This is a genomic window from Streptomyces galbus, assembly GCF_005280195.1.
In the GTDB taxonomy this organism is placed as follows: domain Bacteria; phylum Actinomycetota; class Actinomycetes; order Streptomycetales; family Streptomycetaceae; genus Streptomyces; species Streptomyces galbus.
This window is the reverse complement of record NZ_SZPR01000018.1, coordinates 155,524-172,609: the sequence shown is the minus strand read 5'-3', so window position 1 is coordinate 172,609 and position 17,086 is coordinate 155,524. Positions and strand designations below refer to the sequence as shown.

Sequence of the window (17,086 nt, the reverse complement as noted above, 5' to 3'; positions counted from 1 at the left end):
CCGCGGCCGGCGGGGCGGGAGGGGCGGGGTGGGCTGGGGTGGGAAGGGCAGGGTGGGCTGGGGCGGAAAGGGCGGGGCGGGGTGGGCGGGGTCAGCTGGGGCGGGCCATGGCGCGGACGAAGGCGCGCTCCACGTCGGCCGCGGACAGGACGCCGTAGATCTCGCCGGTCTCCTCGACGACGAGGTACTCGGTGGCGGGGGTGGCGCGCAGGACGTCGAGGAGGTCCTCGCCGGCGAGTTCCGCGGAGACGCGCATGCCGTCGGTCAGGTCCTGGGCGAGGCCGCTGACGGCGACCCAGGGGCGCCGGTGCTCCGGTACGCCGACGATGGCGGCCTCGCGCACGAGGGAGAGGGGTTCGCCGTGGGCGTCGACGACGACCAGGGCGCGGGCGCCGGCGTCGTTGGCGCGGCGCAGGGCCTCGGAGAGCGGGGTGTCGGTCTCGACGGGGACGGCGCGGCGGGTGAGGTTGCGGGCGCGCAGCTCGGGGAGGTGTTCGCGCAGGCGGGCCATGCGCAGGCTGTTGCCGGCGCCGGTCCAGATGATCGCGGCGAGGATGGCGGCCAGCAGGGCGTCGGTGACGGTGTCCAGGCCGACGCTGTCCTCGGCGTGGGAGCCGAGGGCGCCGGACTGGGTGAGCAGCGGCAGGCCGATGAGGACGGTGACGGCGAGGGCGCGGCCGACCCAGGCGGCGGCGACCGTTCCGCTCATGGGCTTGCCGGTGAGCTTCCAGACGACGGCGCGGAGCATGCGGCCGCCGTCGAGGGGGAGGCCGGGCAGCAGGTTGAAGATCGCGACGATCAGGTTGGAGACCATCAGGCCGGCCAGCAGGACGCCGGGGACGGTGCCGGGCTCGACGGGCTGCATGGCGAGGTAGAAGAGGCCGGCGAGGACGAGGGAGAGCAGCGGGCCGACGAAGGCGAGGACGAACTCGCGGCCCGGGGTCTCGGCCTCCTTCTCGATCTCGGAGACGCCGCCGAAGAACTGGAGCTGGATGCGGCGGACCGGGAGCTTGAAGCGGAGCGCGGCGACGGTGTGGGCGAGCTCGTGGATGAGGACGGAGGCGTAGAAGGCGACCGCGAAGAAGAGGGAGACCAGGTAGCGGGCGGCGCCGAGGTCGGGCAGGACGCGTTCGAGCTGTCCGCCGAACACCCAGGTGATCAGTGCGGCGACGAGGAACCAGCTCGGCGCCACGTACACCGGGACGCCGAACGGCCGTCCCATCAGCAGTCCGCCCCGGGGCTCCGGGGGGCGCCGGGGCGGGCGGGGCGTGGCGGGGGGTGCGGCGGGCGTCTGCGGGGTTCCGGGGGCCGTCGGGGTGGCTTCGGTGTGCGCGAGGGTGCGCGGGTGGTGGTCGGCGTGGGGGTGGGGGGTGCCGGCCTCGGTGCGGTGGCCGCCGCCGGGGTGGTGGGTGGTGGGGTCGGTGTGCGGGGCGGCGGGGGGTGCGCCGGGGGCGGGCGCCGACGGGGGCTCCTGGGCGGAGGGGTCCTCAGGCTCGGGGGTCGCGGAGAGCTGCGGCCCGGAGTCGGAGGGGGCGGGGACGGCCGTCGGCTCGGCCGGGGGCGTCGGCTCGGGTGCGGGCTGCCGGGGTGGAACGGGGGCGTCCGGCCGGGTCCGCGCCGTCGGCTCGTCGGGCTGCTGCTCGCCTCGTACGGAGTGCTGGTCATCTCCTGCGGAGTGCTGCTGGCCTCGTACGGGGTCCTGCGCCCCTGTCGGCCGGGCCTCGTCCCGATCGGGGTGCCGGGTGGCGGGGGCCTCGGCGGGCGGCGCCGGGTGCGAGGGCGTGCCGGAGGGCGGAGCCATGGGCTCCGTCGCCTGCTCGGCCCGTTCCTCGTTGGCCGGGCGCGGCCGCCCGCTCCCGCCGCTTTCCACCACGGTGTCCCCTCGTTCGCAGCGTCTTCCGCGCCTGCCGGCCGGAAGGGTCTCGGACCGATGGTATGCGGCCGTCGCGGCGTGTTCCGCCCCGCACCCCTGTGTTTCCCGGGGCGGGGGGTGGTCCGTGGGGGGCGGGACGGGGTGACTGTCGGTGGCGGGCCGTAAGGTCTGTGGTCATGGAGAGCAGCAGCGAGGACGTGACGACAGCGCCGGCCGTGCCGGACGCCCCGGCGGCGGCCGTGGCCACCCCGCCGACCTCGCTGTCGCCGTCGCGTGCCGGTGACTTCATGCAGTGCCCGCTGCTGTACCGCTTCCGGGTGATCGACCGGCTGCCGGAGAAGCCGAGCCCGGCGGCGACGAAGGGGACGCTGGTCCACGCGGTGTTGGAGCGGCTGTTCGACGCGCCGGCGGCCGAGCGGACCGCGCCGCGGGCCAAGTCGTTGATCCCGGCGCAGTGGGACCGGTTGCGCGAGAGCCGCCCGGAGCTGACGGAGCTGTTCGCGGACGACCCGGAGGGCGAGCGGCTGGCGGGCTGGCTCACGGAGGCCGAGGGGCTGGTCGAGCGCTGGTTCAGCCTGGAGGACCCGACCCGTCTGGAACCGGCCGAGCGGGAGCTGTTCGTGGAGACCGAGCTGGACTCGGGGCTGCGGCTGCGCGGCATCATCGACCGGGTCGACGTGGCGCCGACCGGCGAGGTCCGCATCGTCGACTACAAGACGGGCAAGGCACCCCGGCCGGAGTACGCCGAAGGCGCGCTGTTCCAGATGAAGTTCTACGCCCTGGTCGTGTGGCGGCTGAAGCAGGTCGTGCCGCGGCGGCTGCAGCTGGTGTACCTCGGCAGCGGCGACGTCCTCACCTACGACCCGGTCCTCGCCGACCTGGAGCGGGTGGAGCGCAAGCTGCTCGCGCTGTGGGAGGCGATCCGGCAGGCGACGGAGACCGGGGACTGGCGGCCGCGCCCGACGAAGCTGTGCGGCTGGTGCGACCACCGTGAGCACTGCCCGGAGTTCGGCGGCACTCCCCCGCCGTACCCCCTTCCGGTGAAAGTCGCGGGGGCCGGTGCCGAGGGGCCGCCCCCGGTGAGGGCGGCCGAGTCCGGCACGGGCCCGCAGGGCAGAATGGGGCCGGACTAGCGAAGGAGACTCACGTGGCCATCCGCGTCCTACTGGTCGACGACCAGCCCCTGCTGCGTACGGGCTTCCGGATGATCCTGGAGGCGGAGCAGGACCTCGCGGTCGTCGGCGAGGCCGGTGACGGTCTGCAGGCCCTCGACCAGGTGCGGGCCCTGCAGCCCGACGTGGTGCTCATGGACATCCGGATGCCCCGGATGGACGGCGTCGAGGCGACCCGTCAGATCACCGGCCCGGAGCGCAACGGCCCGGCGAAGGTGCTCGTGCTGACCACGTTCGACCTGGACGAGTACGTGGTGGAGGCGCTGCGCGCCGGTGCCAGCGGGTTCCTGCTGAAGGACGCGCCGGCCAACGAACTGGTGCAGGCCATCCGGGTGGTGGCCGGGGGTGAGGCGATGCTCGCGCCGAGCATCACGCGCCGTCTGCTCGACAAGTACGCCACCCACCTCCCGTCCGGTGAGGAGCCGGTGCCGGACACGCTGCACACGCTGACCGACCGTGAGGTCGAGGTGCTGAAGCTGGTGGCGCGCGGTCTGTCGAACGCGGAGATCGCCGCGGACCTGTTCGTCAGCGAGACCACGGTGAAGACGCACGTGGGGCACGTGCTGACCAAGCTGGGGCTGCGCGACCGGGTGCAGGCGGCGGTGTACGCCTACGAGAGCGGACTGGTGCGCCCCGGCGCGCAGTAGGCGGCGGGGAGCGGAGCAGAAAGGGGCGGCCCCCCTCCCGAGGGAGGGGGGCCGCCCCTTGTGCTCGCCGGTGTGCGGTGCTTACTCGCTCACGCCCCGGCCGAGCTCCCAGAGCTGCAGGGAGGAGGCCGAGTTCAGCACGTAGGCGGTGCCGGTGATGTCGTCACGGGCGGCGACGAACTCCTTGCCCTGCCACAGCGGCAGGATCGGGACGTCGTCGGCGACGATGTCCTGGATCTCGGTCAGGCTCTTGTCCGAGGCGCGGTCCGTCTCGCGGCGGGACTCCGGGATCAGCGTGTTGATGATCTTGCTGTTGGAGTACGGCGAGTTGAGGGTGTTGTCCTTGTCGAGGAACGGCGCCAGGAAGTTGTCGGCGTCGGGGAAGTCGGGGAACCAGCCCATGCCGTAGACGGCGTACTCGCCCTTGCGCTCGGCGGGGATGAACGCGTCCCAGGCGGTGCCCTTGATGGTGACGTCGAACAGCCCGCTGTCGTTGAGCTGCTTCTGCAGGACCTCGAACTCCTGCTTGGTGGCGGCACCGTAGTGGTCGGTGGTGTAGTTCAGCGTCAGCTTCACCGGGGTGCTGATGTCGGCCTTCTGCAGCATCGACTTGGCCTTGGCGACGTTCGGGTCGCCGTACTTGTTGTAGAAGGCGTTGGTGTGGCCGGCGACGGAGGCCGGGACGAGCGAGTACAGCGGCTCGGCCTGGGTGCCGTAGACCTCGTTGACGAGCTTGCTGCGGTCGATGACCTGGGCCATGGCCGCGCGGACGGCCTTGCTCTTGACCTCCGGCGCGTCGGTGTTGAACGCCAGGTAGCGGATGCCCAGTCCGGCCACGTCGACCAGCTCGACCTTGCTGTCGGCGGAGGACGGGGTGGAGAGCTTGTCGACCTGGGCCGGCGTCATGCTGCGGGTCATGACGTCGATGTCACCCTTGTCCAGGGCCTTGCCCATGGCGTCGGCGTCCGCGAAGGAGGCCATCTCCACCTTGTCGTTGTTCACCTTCAGCGTCCCCTTGTAGTGGGGGTTCTTGGTGAACACGGCACGGGTCATCTCGTCGCCGTCGGTCTGCGCCTCGAGCGTGTACGGGCCCGAGCCGTCGACCGCGAAGCCGTCGCGCAGCTTGTCCTTGGCGTAGTCGTCGGGGTTGACGATGCCCGCGACCGGGGTGGACAGCTTGTACGGGAAGGTGGCGTCGGCCGTCTTCAGGTGGAAGATGACCTCGCGGTCGCCCTGGGTCTCGATGGTGTCGACGGTCGACATCAGGGCGAAGACGCCGGTCTCGGCCTTGATGGTGCGGGCGCGCTCGATGGAGAACTTCACGTCCGCGGCGGTGATCGGGTCACCGTTGGAGAACTTCAGGCCCTCGCGCAGCTTGCAGGCGTAGCGCTCGTTGCCGGTGTCGGTGAAGCCACAGCTCTCCGCGGCCTCCGGGACCGGCTGGCCGTCGCCCTTGGGCAGCGTCATCAGGGTCTGCACGGTCTGGCGCAGGATGTTCCACGTGCCGACGTCGTAGGCGTAGGCCGGGTCGAGGGGCGCGGGGGCGTCCTTGGTAGCCACGAACCGGTCGGTGGTGCCCACCACGATGGCGTTGCCGCCTCCGCTGCCGCTGTCGGACCCGCCGCACGCGGCGAGCACGGGCGCGAGCAGACCGACGACGGCCGGCAGCACCAGATTCTTGCGGTTCATGCTCGAGTTTCTCCAGAGCGTTCGAGTCCGTGTATCCGGCATGCAGGGGTGTCGCGGCGGAACACGGGGGTAGGTGCGAGGTTCTCGCGATGAGATTAGTCCGCACCGCCACGGACCCCCGCCCGTGGCGGAGTTGAAAGCCCATCACTGAGCGGAACCGGGCGCGGACGGACCGAAAACGCGCCAGCGGAAGGATTCGTGCAGCGGTCCACCAATCGGGACACAAGGGCGCGCCCAGATGCCCCGAACGGGGACGCAGAGCACAACCGGGCCCGCCTGTCGACGCGTCATGGCGTGGGAAACGTCACATCGCGGGGTGGCGGGCACGGGGAGCGGAATTCGGCCTGCGACGAAGATCGGAATTCCCCCGGTGGGGGCGCGCCGAATTCCCTCCCTAACAGCGGCGGGCGCCGGTGGCTAACCGCGGTGCACGCTGGGTGAACACCTATCGCTTTTGTGTCATCAGGCCGCGCAGAAATGTCAGGTCGACCTCTTCGAGCGAGCTGACGACGGTGCGCCGGGCGGCCGGGGCGATGGGGGCGACGGACGGCACGGCGACCACGTGGCAGCCCGCGGCCTCCGCCGAGGCGACGCCGGTGGCGGTGTCCTCGACGACCGCGCACCGGGTCGGGTCGACGCCCAGTCCGGCGGCGGCGAGCAGATAGGGGTCCGGGTGCGGCTTGGTGCGGGCCACCTCGTCCCCGGCCACGCTCAGCCGGAAGTGCTGGGGGCCCAGTGACGCCAGTACCCGGTCGATGATGCGCCGGTGCGAGGCGGAGACCAGAGCCGTGGGCACCTGGTGCTCGGCCAGTTCGGCGAGCAGCCGGGTGGCTCCCGGCATCAGCGGCAGCGCCGTCTCGATGCGCTCCTCGAAGCCCTGGTTGAGCAGGACGCTCAGCTCGGCGAGGGTGATGTCGGCGCCGGTCGCCTCGATGAGGAACCCCGCGCTGCGGGTCATGGGGCCGCCCACCACGACATGGCGCCAGGACTCGTCGAGGGTGTGGCCCAGGCGGGCGAAGACGTCGACCTCGACGTCCCACCAGAAGCCCTCGGTGTCCACCAGGGTGCCGTCCATGTCGAGGAACACGGCCTGGAGGGCCGAACCCTCGGCCGTCCGGGTGTCGAGCGCGGGGACCGTGCTGGTCATCCACGTACCTCCTGAAGGGACGAGCAGGCCGGTTCCCGCGCGGGAACCGGCCTTCGGTGGACCGACCAGTGTACGACGTCCGGCGACGGAACGCCTCGTTCGCCCGGACTGCTCCGTTGTTCCCGGAGCGGGCGTCGAGGGCGGCTCGAGCGCGCGCTCCGGGGTTCGGGTTCGGCGGGCGGCTTCAGCGGGCGTTGAAGTACTTCGCCTCGGGGTGGTGGATCACGATGGCGTCGGTGGACTGCTCCGGGTGGAGCTGGAACTCCTCCGACAGGTGGACGCCGATCCGCTCGGGCTCGAGCAGCTCGGCGATCTTGGCGCGGTCCTCCAGGTCGGGGCATGCGCCGTAGCCCAGGGAGAAGCGGGCGCCGCGGTACTTCAGCTCGAACATGCCCTGCATCTCGTCGGGGTCGTCCCCGGCGAAGCCCAGCTCGGCGCGCACCCGGGCGTGCCAGTACTCGGCGAGGGCCTCCGCGAGCTGCACGGACAGGCCGTGCAGCTCCAGGTAGTCGCGGTAGGAGTCCGAGGCGAACAGCCGCGCGGTCTCCTCACCGATGCGCGAGCCCACGGTGACCACCTGGAAGCCGACGACGTCCGTCTCCCCCGACTCCTCGGGGCGGAAGAAGTCGGCCAGACACAGCCGGCGCCCGCGGCGCTGGCGCGGGAAGGTGAAGCGGGTGCGCTCGTTGCCCCGCTCGTCCAGGACGATCAGGTCGTCGTCCTTGGACACGCACGGGAAGTAGCCGTAGACGACGGCCGCCTCGAGCAGGTTGTCCGTCTGGAGGCGGTCCAGCAGACCGCGCAGCCGGGGCCGGCCCTCCGTCTCGACGAGCTCCTCGTACGTCGGTCCCTCGCCGGTGCGGGCCTGCTTCAGGCCCCACTGGCCCTTGAACAGGGCGCCCTCGTCGAGCCAGGAGGCGTACTCCTTGAGCGGGATGCCCTTGATGATGCGGGTGCCGAAGAACGGCGGCTCGGGCACGGGGTTGTCCGTGGCCACGTCGGAGCGCACGTGCCCTTCCTCGGGGCGCTCCTCGACCTCCACGGTGGCGGCCCGCACCCGGCGCTGCCTGAGCTCGGGCAGCTTGGCCCCGGGCACCCCGCGCTTGACGCCGATCAGGGCGTCCATCAGGCGCAGGCCCTCGAAGGCGTCCCGGGCGTAGCGCACCTCGCCCTGGTAGATCTCGTGCAGGTCCTGCTCGACGTACGCGCGGGTGAGCGCCGCGCCGCCGAGGATGACCGGGAAGTCGGCCGCGAGACCGCGCTGGTTGAGCTCCTCCAGGTTCTCCTTCATGATCACCGTGGACTTGACCAGGAGCCCGGACATGCCGATGACGTCGGCCTTGTGCTCCTCGGCGGCCTCCAGGATCGCGGAGACGGGCTGCTTGATGCCGAGGTTGACGACGTTGTAGCCGTTGTTGGACAGGATGATGTCGACGAGGTTCTTGCCGATGTCGTGGACGTCGCCGCGCACGGTCGCCAGCACGATGGTGCCCTTGCCGGCCTCCTCGCCCTCGACCTTCTCCATGTGCGGTTCGAGGTGGGCGACGGCGGCCTTCATCACCTCGGCGGACTGCAGGACGAACGGCAGCTGCATCTGCCCGGAGCCGAACAGCTCGCCGACGACCTTCATGCCGTCCAGCAGCGTCTCGTTGACGATGTCCAGCGCCGGACGCGTCCGCAGCGCCTCGTCGAGGTCGGCCTCCAGGCCGTTGCGCTCGCCGTCGATGATGCGCCGCTTGAGCCGCTCGTCCAGCGGCAGCGCGGCCAGTTCCTCGGCCCGGCCCGCCTTCAGCGACTTCGCGGTGGCGCCCTCGAAGAGCTGCATGAGCTTCTGCAGCGGGTCGTAGCCCTCGCTGCGCCGGTCGTGGATCAGGTCGAGGGCGGTGCGGACCTCCTCCTCGCTGAACCGCGCGATCGGCAGGATCTTCGACGCGTGGACGATGGCGGAGTCGAGGCCGGCCTTGACGCACTCGTCGAGGAAGACGGAGTTGAGCAGGATGCGCGCGGCCGGGTTCAGGCCGAAGGAGATGTTGGACAGGCCCAGGGTGGTCTGCACCTCGGGGTGGCGGCGCTTGAGTTCGCGGATCGCCTCGATGGTCGCCACGCCGTCCTTGCGGGACTCCTCCTGGCCCGTGCAGATCGTGAAGGTGAGGGTGTCGATGAGGATGTCCGCCTCGCGGATCCCCCAGTTGCCGGTGAGGTCGTCGATGAGGCGTTCGGCGATCTCGACCTTCTTCTCGGGGGTGCGGGCCTGGCCCTCCTCGTCGATGGTCAGCGCGATCAGCGCCGCCCCGTGCTCCTTGGCCAGCCGGGTGACCCGCGCGAACCGCGACTCGGGCCCGTCCCCGTCCTCGTAGTTCACGGAGTTGATCACCGCGCGGCCGCCCAGCTTCTCCAGGCCGGCCTGGATGACGTCGACCTCGGTGGAGTCCAGCACGATCGGCAGCGTGGAGGCCGTCGCCAGCCGCCCCGCCAGCTGCCGCATGTCCGCCACCCCGTCCCGGCCGACGTAGTCGACGCACAGGTCGAGCATGTGCGCGCCCTCGCGGATCTGCTCGCGCGCGATCTCCACGCAGTCGTCCCAGCGGCCCGCCAGCATCGCCTCACGGAACTTCTTGGAGCCGTTGGCGTTGGTGCGCTCCCCGATCGCCAGGTAGGAGGTGTCCTGGCGGAACGGCACCGACTGGTAGAGGGAGGCCGCGCCCGGCTCGGGCTGCGGGGAGCGTTCGGCGGGGGCGGCGCCGCGCACCCGCTCGACGAGCCGGCGCAGGTGTTCGGGGGTGGTGCCGCAGCAGCCGCCGACCAGGTTCAGGCCGTAGTCGCGGACGAAGGTCTCCTGGGCGTCCGCCAGGCCCTCGGGGTCGAGCGGGAAGTGGGCGCCGTCCTTGGTGAGGATGGGCAGACCCGCGTTCGGCATGCACAGCAGCGGGATCCGCGCGTGGCGCGTGAGGTAGCGCAGGTGCTCGCTCATCTCGGCGGGGCCGGTCGAACAGTTGAGGCCGATCATGTCGATGCCCAGCGGCTCCAGCGCCGTCAGGGCGGCGCCGATCTCCGAGCCGAGCAGCATCGTGCCGGTCGTCTCGAACGCCATCGACACCAGCAACGGCACCTCGACGCCCGTCGCCTCCATCGCGCGCCGGGCGCCCAGCACCGATGCCTTGGTCTGCAGCAGGTCCTGCGTGGTCTCCACGATGAGGGCGTCGGCGCCGCCGGCCAGCAGGCCCTCGGCGTTCTGCTGGAAGCCGTCGCGGATCGTGCCGTAGGGGACGTGGCCGAGGGTGGGCAGCTTCGTGCCCGGGCCGATGGAGCCCAGCACCCAGCGCTGGCGGCCGTCGCGGGCGGTGTGGTCGTCGGCCGTCTCGCGGGCGATGCGGGCGCCCGCCTCGGACAGTTCCTCGACGCGGTCGGCGATGTCGTACTCGGCCATGGCCGCGTGGTTGGCGCCGAACGTGTTGGTCTCGACGCAGTCGACCCCCGCCTCGAAGTACGCCTCGTGCACCGAGCGCACGATGTCGGGCCGGGTGACGTTGAGGATCTCGTTGCAGCCCTCGAGCTGCTGGAAGTCCGCCAGGGTGGGCTCCTGGGCCTGGAGCATCGTGCCCATCGCCCCGTCGGCGACCACCACACGGGTGGCGAGGGCCTCACGGAGCGCGGACACACGGGCCCGGCTGTCGGCGGAAGGGGTCGGCGGCACAGAGGCCATGGAAGGGCTCCCTCGGGTGCGACGGCTGTCGGCTTTGCCTCTCCCAGGATGCGTGCACGACGGCTCGCGGGGAGAGCGCACGCCGTCAGAGTAGCCGGGACGGAGGGCATATCGTCAGGGCGTCCACGGGACGGACGCCGATGACGGCCGGGCCACTTCCGGGGGGCGGACGTCGGAACGCATGTCGTCAGACCATTGGCGGGAGGTCGGCATGGACCGGTAGTGTTCGGCATTGCCGAACGGTGACAGCACGCGCTGCGCGCACTCGGGCGGACGCCCGCCGGAGCGCCCGCGCGGACAGGCGGGACGGCCGCGGGCCGGACGGTCGAAGGGGACGGAGGCAGGACGGCGATGGCACGGAACATCCAGTCGCTCGAACGGGCGGCCGCGATGCTGCGGCTGCTCGCGGGCGGTGAGCGGCGGCTCGGCCTGTCGGACATCGCCTCGTCCCTGGGCCTGGCCAAGGGCACCGCCCACGGCATCCTGCGCACGCTCCAGCAGGAGGGGTTCGTGGAGCAGGACGAGGCCTCCGGCCGCTACCAGCTCGGCGCCGAGCTGCTGCGCCTGGGCACCACCTACCTGGACGTGCACGAGCTGCGGGCCCGGGCCCTGGTCTGGACGGACGACCTGGCCCGCTCCAGCGGCGAGAGCGTCCACCTCGGCGTCCTGCACCAGCAGGGCGTGCTGATCGTGCACCACGTCTTCCGCCCCGACGACAGCCGGCAGGTACTGGAGATCGGCGCCATGCAGCCGCTGCACTCCACCGCCCTGGGCAAGGTGCTGTCGGCGTACGACCCGGTGGCGCACAGCGAGGCCCTGGAGGCCGACCGCAAGGCGTTCACCGACCGCACCGTGTGCGATCTCGACGACTTCGAGCAGCTCCTGGACATCACGCGCGCGCGGGGCTACGCGGCCGACGTGGAGGAGACCTGGGAGGGCGTCGCGTCCATCGCCGCCCCCATCCACGACCGGCGGCGCATGCCGGTCGGCGCGGTCGGCATCACCGGCGCCGTGGAGCGCCTGTGCCGGCCCGACGAAGAGGGAGCACTGCGGCCCGAGCTGATCGCGGCGGTGCGGGACTGCGCCCGCGCGGTGTCGCGGGACCTGGGCGCCGGGCGCTTCTGAGCGGTTCCCCCGGGCGTTGCCGCGGGGAGCCGGACCACCGTCCCCACCGGGACGCCTGGCAGGCGTTCCGGTTTTTATCTACCCTGCACCGGACAAAAAGGGTGACCCGTCGGACGGACCCGCGGAGATCGATAGCACAGGGCGATCAATAACGATCGTGCTTTCGATAACAGGACTCTTGACGGGTGCGTAACGCCACAGCAAGACTCCCGTCCATCGGTCGGCATTGTCGAACACCTACCGGCAATACGCGCTAGAGTGTGACAACGCCAAGGGCCGGCATCGCTCTCATCACCGAGGGCGCCAGATCCCCGGCGGGACCCGGGGATCGGCTTCCCTGGACGAAGGACAAAGGAGTCGCGGGTGTCCAGCTCCGACATCTTCATCGGCGAGACCATCGGTACCGCCATACTCATCCTGCTCGGCGGCGGTGTCTGCGCCGCCGTCACGCTGAAGGCCTCCAAGGCCCGCAACGCCGGTTGGCTCGCCATCACCTTCGGGTGGGGCTTCGCCGTGCTCACCGCGGTCTACACCTCGGCACCCCTGTCGGGCGCCCACCTCAACCCGGCCGTGACGCTCGCCCTCGCCATCAAGGACGGCGACTGGAGCAACGTGCCCGTGTACTGGGGCGGACAGATCCTCGGCGCCATGATCGGCGCGACCCTGGTCTGGGCCGCCTACTACGGCCAGTTCCACGCGCACCTCACCGACCGGGAGATCGTCGGCGGCCCGGGTGCGCAGGCCACGGCGGCCAAGGCCGTCGAGGCCCAGGAGAAGGGCGCCGGCCCGGTCCTGGGCGTCTTCTCCACCGGCCCGGAGATCCGCAACGCGGTGCAGAACCTCGCCACCGAGATCATCGGCACCGTGGTGCTGGTGCTGGCCGTGCTCACGCAGGGCCTGAACGACAAGGGCAACGGCCTCGGCAACCTGGGCGCGCTGATCACCGCGCTCGTGGTGGTCTCCATCGGCCTGTCCCTCGGCGGACCGACCGGCTACGCGATCAACCCGGCCCGTGACCTCGGTCCGCGCATCGTGCACTCCCTCCTGCCCCTGCCCAACAAGGGCGGCTCCGACTGGAGCTACGCCTGGGTCCCCGTGGTCGGCCCGCTGATCGGCGGCGCCCTCGCGGCAGGCATCTACAACGTGGCTTTCGCCTAGTCACCGAGTTTCGGCAGCGCGCTTCGCCCGTCCGGGTGAGGAGCACGAAACTCCCGGCGCACGCCGTACGTACAAGCCCTCAAGACCACGGAACCCTCCCAGGAGCACACAGTGACCGACGCCCACACCGCCGGCCCGTTCATCGCCGCCATCGACCAGGGCACCACCTCCTCGCGCTGCATCGTCTTCGACCGCGACGGGCGCATCGTCTCCGTCGACCAGAAGGAGCACGAGCAGATCTTCCCCAAGCCCGGCTGGGTCGAGCACGACGCCACCGAGATCTGGACCAACGTCCAGGAGGTCGTCGCCGGCGCCGTCGAGAAGGCCGGCATCACCCGCGACGACATCAAGGCCATCGGCATCACCAACCAGCGCGAGACCACCGTGCTGTGGGACAAGAACACCGGTGAGCCCGTCCACAACGCCATCGTCTGGCAGGACACCCGCACCGACGGCCTGTGCCGCGAGCTCGGCCGCAACGTCGGCCAGGACCGCTTCCGCCGCGAGACCGGCCTGCCCCTCGCCTCCTACTTCGCCGGCCCCAAGGCCCGCTGGCTGCTGGAGAACGTCGAGGGCCTCCAGGAGCGCGCCGAGGCCGGCGACATCCTGTTCGGCACCATGGACAGCTGGGTCATCTGGAACCTGACCGGCGGGGTCGACGGCGGCCGGCACGTCACCGACGTCACCAACGCCTCCCGCACCCTGCTGATGAACCTCCACACGATGGAGTGGGACGAGCGGATCGCCGAGTCGATCGGCGTGCCGCTGCAGATCCTGCCCGAGATCCGCTCCTCCGCCGAGGTCTACGGCGAGATCAAGGGCGGCAAGCTCGGCGACCTGCTCGGCGGCATCCCGGTCGCCTCCGCGCTCGGCGACCAGCAGGCGGCCCTGTTCGGCCAGACCTGCTTCTCCGAGGGCGAGACCAAGTCGACGTACGGCACCGGCACCTTCATGGTGATGAACACCGGCGAGAAGATCATCAACTCGTACGCCGGCCTGCTCACCACCGTCGGCTACAAGATCGGCGACCAGGACACGGTCTACGCCCTGGAGGGCTCGATCGCCGTCACCGGCTCGCTGGTGCAGTGGATGCGCGACCAAATGGGCCTGATCTCCACCGCCGCCGAGATCGAGACGCTCGCGCTGTCGGTGGAGGACAACGGCGGCGCCTACTTCGTGCCCGCCTTCTCCGGCCTGTTCGCCCCGCACTGGCGCTCCGACGCCCGCGGTGTGATCGCCGGCCTCACCCGGTACGTGACCAAGGCGCACCTCGCGCGGGCCGTCCTGGAGGCCACCGCGTGGCAGACCCGGGAGATCGCCGACGCCATGGTGAAGGACTCCGGCGTCGAGCTGGTGACCCTCAAGGTCGACGGCGGCATGACCGCCAACAACCTGCTGATGCAGACCCTCTCGGACGTCCTGGACGCGCCCGTGGTGCGCCCGATGGTCGCCGAGACCACCTGCCTCGGCGCCGCCTACGCCGCCGGCCTCGCCGTCGGCTTCTGGAACAGCACCGACGACCTGCGCGCCAACTGGCGCCGGGCCGCCGAGTGGACCCCCCGCATGGACGCGGAGACCCGCGACCGTGAGTACAAGAACTGGCTCAAGGCCGTCGAGCGGACCATGGGCTGGATCGAGGACGAGAGCTGAGCTGCCTGCCCCCGCGACAGCTCTGACGAGGAGTAAGTACCCGACATGACCACTCAGTCCACCCTGCAGTCCGTGCCTGCCCTGGGGACGCACCCGTCCTCCGGCTCCGCCCCGAGCCGAGCCGAGACCCGGGAGCAGCTCTCCAAGGCGCAGTACGACCTCCTGGTGATCGGCGGCGGCATCCTGGGCATCTCCACCGCCTGGCACGCCGCGCAGTCCGGCCTCAGGGTGGCCCTGGTCGACGCCGGCGACTTCGCCGGCGCCACCTCCTCGGCCTCCTCCAAGCTGCTCCACGGCGGTCTGCGCTACCTGCAGACCGGCGCGGTGAAGCTGGTGGCGGAGAACCACTTCGAGCGCCGTGCGGTCTCCCGCCAGGTGGCCCCCCACCTGGCGAACCCGCTGACCTTCTACCTCCCCGTGTACAAGGGCGGGCCGCACGGCGCGGCGAAGCTCGGGGCGGGCGTGTTCGCCTACTCCGCGCTGTCCGCGTTCGGCGACGGCGTCGGCCACCTGCTCTCCCCCGCCAAGGCGGCGCAGGACGTGCCGGAGCTGCGCACCGAGAACCTCAAGGCCGTGGCCGTCTACGGCGACGACCAGATGAACGACGCCCGCATGGCGCTGATGACGGTCCGCGCGGCGGTCGAGTCGGGCGCCGTGGTGCTGAACCACGCCGAGGTCACCGGCCTGCGCTTCACCCGGGGCCGGGTGACCGGCGCCGAGCTGCGCGACCGGATCTCCGGCGACGAGTTCGGCGTGAACGCCCGGCTGGTGCTGAACGCGACCGGCCCGTGGGTCGATCACCTGCGCAGGATGGAGGACCCGAACGCGGCGCCGTCGATCCGTCTGTCGAAGGGCGCGCACCTGGTCCTGAAGCGGACCTCCCCGTGGAAGGCCGCCCTGGCGACCCCCATCGACAAGTACCGGATCACCTTCGCCCTCCCCTGGGAGGACATGCTGCTGCTCGGCACCACCGACGAGGAGTTCGAGGGCGACCCGGCGGACGTCTCGGTCACCGAGAAGGACATAGCCCAGATCCTGGACGAGGCCGCGTTCTCGGTCCGGGACCAGCAGCTCTCCCGTGACCTGATCACGTACTCGTTCGCGGGTCTGCGCGTGTTGCCGGGCGGCCCCGGTGACACCGCCAAGGCCAAGCGGGAGACGGTCGTCACCGAGGGCCGCGGCGGGATGCTGTCCGTCGCGGGCGGCAAGTGGACGACGTTCCGGCACATCGGCCGCACGGTGATGAAGAAGCTGGAGGCGCTGCCCGGCCACCCGCTCGGCGACGACTTCGAACCGATCGCCTCGCTGCCGAAGAAGCTGCCGCTGCCGGGTGTCGCCAACCCGCGCGCGGTCGCCCACCGGCTGCTCGTCGACAACCCGGCGCCCGGCCCGCGCATGGCGGCCGACACCGCCAGGCACCTGGCGACCCACTACGGTTCGCTGGCCTTCGACATCGCCCGCCTGGCGAACGAGGACCCGGAGCTGGGCCGCCGCGTCCACCCCGACGCCCCCGAGATCTGGGCCCAGGTCGTCTACGCCCGGGACCACGAGTGGGCCGAGACGGCGGACGACGTGCTGCGCCGCCGGACGACGCTGACCATCCGGGGCCTGGCGACCGACGAGGTCCGCGCGAAGGTGCAGGACGTGCTCGACGGGAAGTGACCGGCCCGGCAGGACGCGAAGGGGCGGCTCCGCACCGGCGGAGCCGCCCCTTCGGGGTGTCCGGCGCGCGTCGTCGATCTTCGCGCCCCGGTGGGTGTTCACCGGTGGGGAACGGGGCAGTGATCCGTTCGTCCCCGGTGCAAGGGGGCTGCGGGCGCCCCCGCCGCACGCCGTAAGGTTGGGTGGTCAGGCGAGGGCACGTCGGAAGGAGGCGCTGGGTGATCGAGCTCGAGGGGGTTCCCGAGCTGATCGACCCGGTCATGGTGGCCGCGTTCGAGGGCTGGAACGATGCCGGCGACGCCGCCTCCACCGCGGTCGCGCATCTCGAGAGGGAGTGGAAGGGCGAGGTGTTCGCGGCGCTCGACGCCGAGGACTACTACGACTTCCAGGTCAACCGTCCCACGGTGTGGATGGACGCGGGCGTACGCAAGATCACCTGGCCGACGACGAGACTGTCGGTGGTGCGGGTCGGCGGCGAGAAGCCGCGGGACCTGGTCCTGGTCCGCGGCATCGAACCGTCCATGCGCTGGCGCTCGTTCTGCAACGAGCTGCTGGGCTTCGCGCACGAGCTGGGCGTGGAGCTGGTGGTCATCCTGGGTGCCCTGCTCGGTGACACCCCGCACACCCGTCCGGTCCCGATCAGCGGCACCACGTCCGACCCGGACCTGGCCCGCCGGATGGACCTGGAGGAGACCAAGTACGAGGGGCCCACGGGCATCGTCGGTGTCCTGCAGGAGGCGTGCACGCACGCGGGCGTGCCGGCGGTGAGCCTGTGGGCGGCCGTGCCGCACTACGTGTCGCAGCCGCCGAACCCGAAGGCCACGCTGGCCCTGCTGAACCGGCTGGAGGACCTGATCGACGTGCGCATCCCGCTGGGCGAGCTGCCCGACGACGCGCGCGCGTGGCAGGTGGGCGTGGACCAGCTCGCCGCGGAGGACAGCGAGGTCGCCGAGTACGTGCAGACGCTGGAGGAGGCCCGGGACACCGCGGAGCTGCCGGAGGCGTCCGGGGAGGCGATCGCCCGCGAGTTCGAGCGGTACCTGCGGCGCCGTGACGGCGGCCCCGCCGACGGCGACACGGGCCCGGGCACGCCGCCCTACCGGCGGGAGAGCCCCGGGGAGCGCACGCGTCCCCCGAAGCCGCCGAAGGCGGGCGGCGACGACGACGGCACGTCGGGGGACCGGCCGACGGAGGACTGACCGGGGTCCGCCGTGACGCTGTCCGGCGGCCTCGACACACCGAGGGGCGCGCTTCCCGCGG

11 protein-coding genes are annotated in these 17,086 nt (G+C 71.7%); 7 read left to right on the top strand and 4 right to left on the bottom strand.

Features of this window, described 5'->3' with window-relative positions; genetic code table 11:
- Nucleotides 1-91: 91 nt before the first annotated feature.
- A complete protein-coding gene (locus tag E4U92_RS21935) occupies nt 92-1,873 on the bottom strand; it encodes a site-2 protease family protein (RefSeq protein ID WP_137302152.1) in 1,782 nt (593 codons plus the stop codon).
- 176 nt (nt 1,874-2,049) lie between these two features.
- Between E4U92_RS21935 and E4U92_RS21930 the strand changes: the two genes are divergently transcribed.
- Together E4U92_RS21930 and E4U92_RS21925 are read left to right on the top strand one after the other, a co-directional pair.
- The gene (locus E4U92_RS21930) at nt 2,050-3,006 is read left to right on the top strand and encodes a RecB family exonuclease (RefSeq protein WP_168372376.1); all 957 of its coding nucleotides are present in this window, start codon (nt 2,050-2,052) and stop codon (nt 3,004-3,006) included.
- A 14-nt stretch (nt 3,007-3,020) separates the two neighbouring features.
- The gene (locus E4U92_RS21925) at nt 3,021-3,692 is read left to right on the top strand and encodes a response regulator (RefSeq protein WP_067235162.1); all 672 of its coding nucleotides are present in this window, start codon (nt 3,021-3,023) and stop codon (nt 3,690-3,692) included.
- 81 nt (nt 3,693-3,773) lie between these two features.
- On the opposite strand, the gene E4U92_RS21920 is transcribed toward E4U92_RS21925, so the two are convergent.
- The 3 genes from E4U92_RS21920 to metH form a co-directional block, all read right to left on the bottom strand.
- Nucleotides 3,774-5,381: an ABC transporter substrate-binding protein gene (locus E4U92_RS21920; RefSeq protein WP_137302151.1), complete on the bottom strand. Its 1,608-nt coding sequence runs from the start codon at nt 5,379-5,381 to the stop codon at nt 3,774-3,776.
- A 445-nt stretch (nt 5,382-5,826) separates the two neighbouring features.
- Nucleotides 5,827-6,528 carry an HAD family hydrolase gene (locus E4U92_RS21915; protein ID WP_137302150.1) on the bottom strand — a complete coding sequence of 234 codons (702 nt, stop codon included), beginning with the start codon at nt 6,526-6,528 and terminating at the stop codon, nt 5,827-5,829.
- Nucleotides 6,529-6,712: 184 nt separating this feature from the next.
- Nucleotides 6,713-10,231: a methionine synthase gene (metH, locus tag E4U92_RS21910; RefSeq protein ID WP_137302149.1), complete on the bottom strand. Its 3,519-nt coding sequence runs from the start codon at nt 10,229-10,231 to the stop codon at nt 6,713-6,715.
- 351 nt (nt 10,232-10,582) lie between these two features.
- Between metH and E4U92_RS21905 the strand changes: the two genes are divergently transcribed.
- The 5 genes from E4U92_RS21905 (at nt 10,583) to E4U92_RS21885 (ending at nt 17,025) form a co-directional block, all read left to right on the top strand.
- Complete coding sequence (locus tag E4U92_RS21905; protein ID WP_067235156.1) at nt 10,583-11,356, top strand: IclR family transcriptional regulator; 774 nt, start codon at nt 10,583-10,585, stop codon at nt 11,354-11,356.
- 363 nt (nt 11,357-11,719) lie between these two features.
- A complete protein-coding gene (locus E4U92_RS21900; protein ID WP_137302148.1) occupies nt 11,720-12,514 on the top strand; it encodes an MIP/aquaporin family protein in 795 nt (264 codons plus the stop codon).
- A gap of 111 nt (nt 12,515-12,625) precedes the next feature.
- Nucleotides 12,626-14,164 carry a glycerol kinase GlpK gene (gene glpK / locus E4U92_RS21895; RefSeq protein WP_137302147.1) on the top strand — a complete coding sequence of 513 codons (1,539 nt, stop codon included), beginning with the start codon at nt 12,626-12,628 and terminating at the stop codon, nt 14,162-14,164.
- A gap of 45 nt (nt 14,165-14,209) precedes the next feature.
- Nucleotides 14,210-15,826 (top strand): glycerol-3-phosphate dehydrogenase/oxidase, encoded by a 1,617-nt coding sequence (locus tag E4U92_RS21890; RefSeq protein WP_137302146.1) that lies wholly within the window; start codon nt 14,210-14,212, stop codon nt 15,824-15,826.
- A 218-nt stretch (nt 15,827-16,044) separates the two neighbouring features.
- Nucleotides 16,045-17,025: a PAC2 family protein gene (locus E4U92_RS21885; RefSeq protein ID WP_137302145.1), complete on the top strand. Its 981-nt coding sequence runs from the start codon at nt 16,045-16,047 to the stop codon at nt 17,023-17,025.
- Nucleotides 17,026-17,086: the final 61 nt, after the last annotated feature.

Coding starts and splice junctions, on each gene's coding strand:
- E4U92_RS21915 (WP_137302150.1), bottom strand. CDS start 6,528: ATGACCAGCACGGTCCCCGCGCTCGACACCCGGACGGCCGAGGGTTCG.
- E4U92_RS21890 (WP_137302146.1), top strand. CDS start 14,210: ATGACCACTCAGTCCACCCTGCAGTCCGTGCCTGCCCTGGGGACGCAC.
- metH (WP_137302149.1), bottom strand. CDS start 10,231: ATGGCCTCTGTGCCGCCGACCCCTTCCGCCGACAGCCGGGCCCGTGTG.
- E4U92_RS21905 (WP_067235156.1), top strand. CDS start 10,583: ATGGCACGGAACATCCAGTCGCTCGAACGGGCGGCCGCGATGCTGCGG.
- E4U92_RS21930 (WP_168372376.1), top strand. CDS start 2,050: ATGGAGAGCAGCAGCGAGGACGTGACGACAGCGCCGGCCGTGCCGGAC.
- E4U92_RS21920 (WP_137302151.1), bottom strand. CDS start 5,381: ATGAACCGCAAGAATCTGGTGCTGCCGGCCGTCGTCGGTCTGCTCGCG.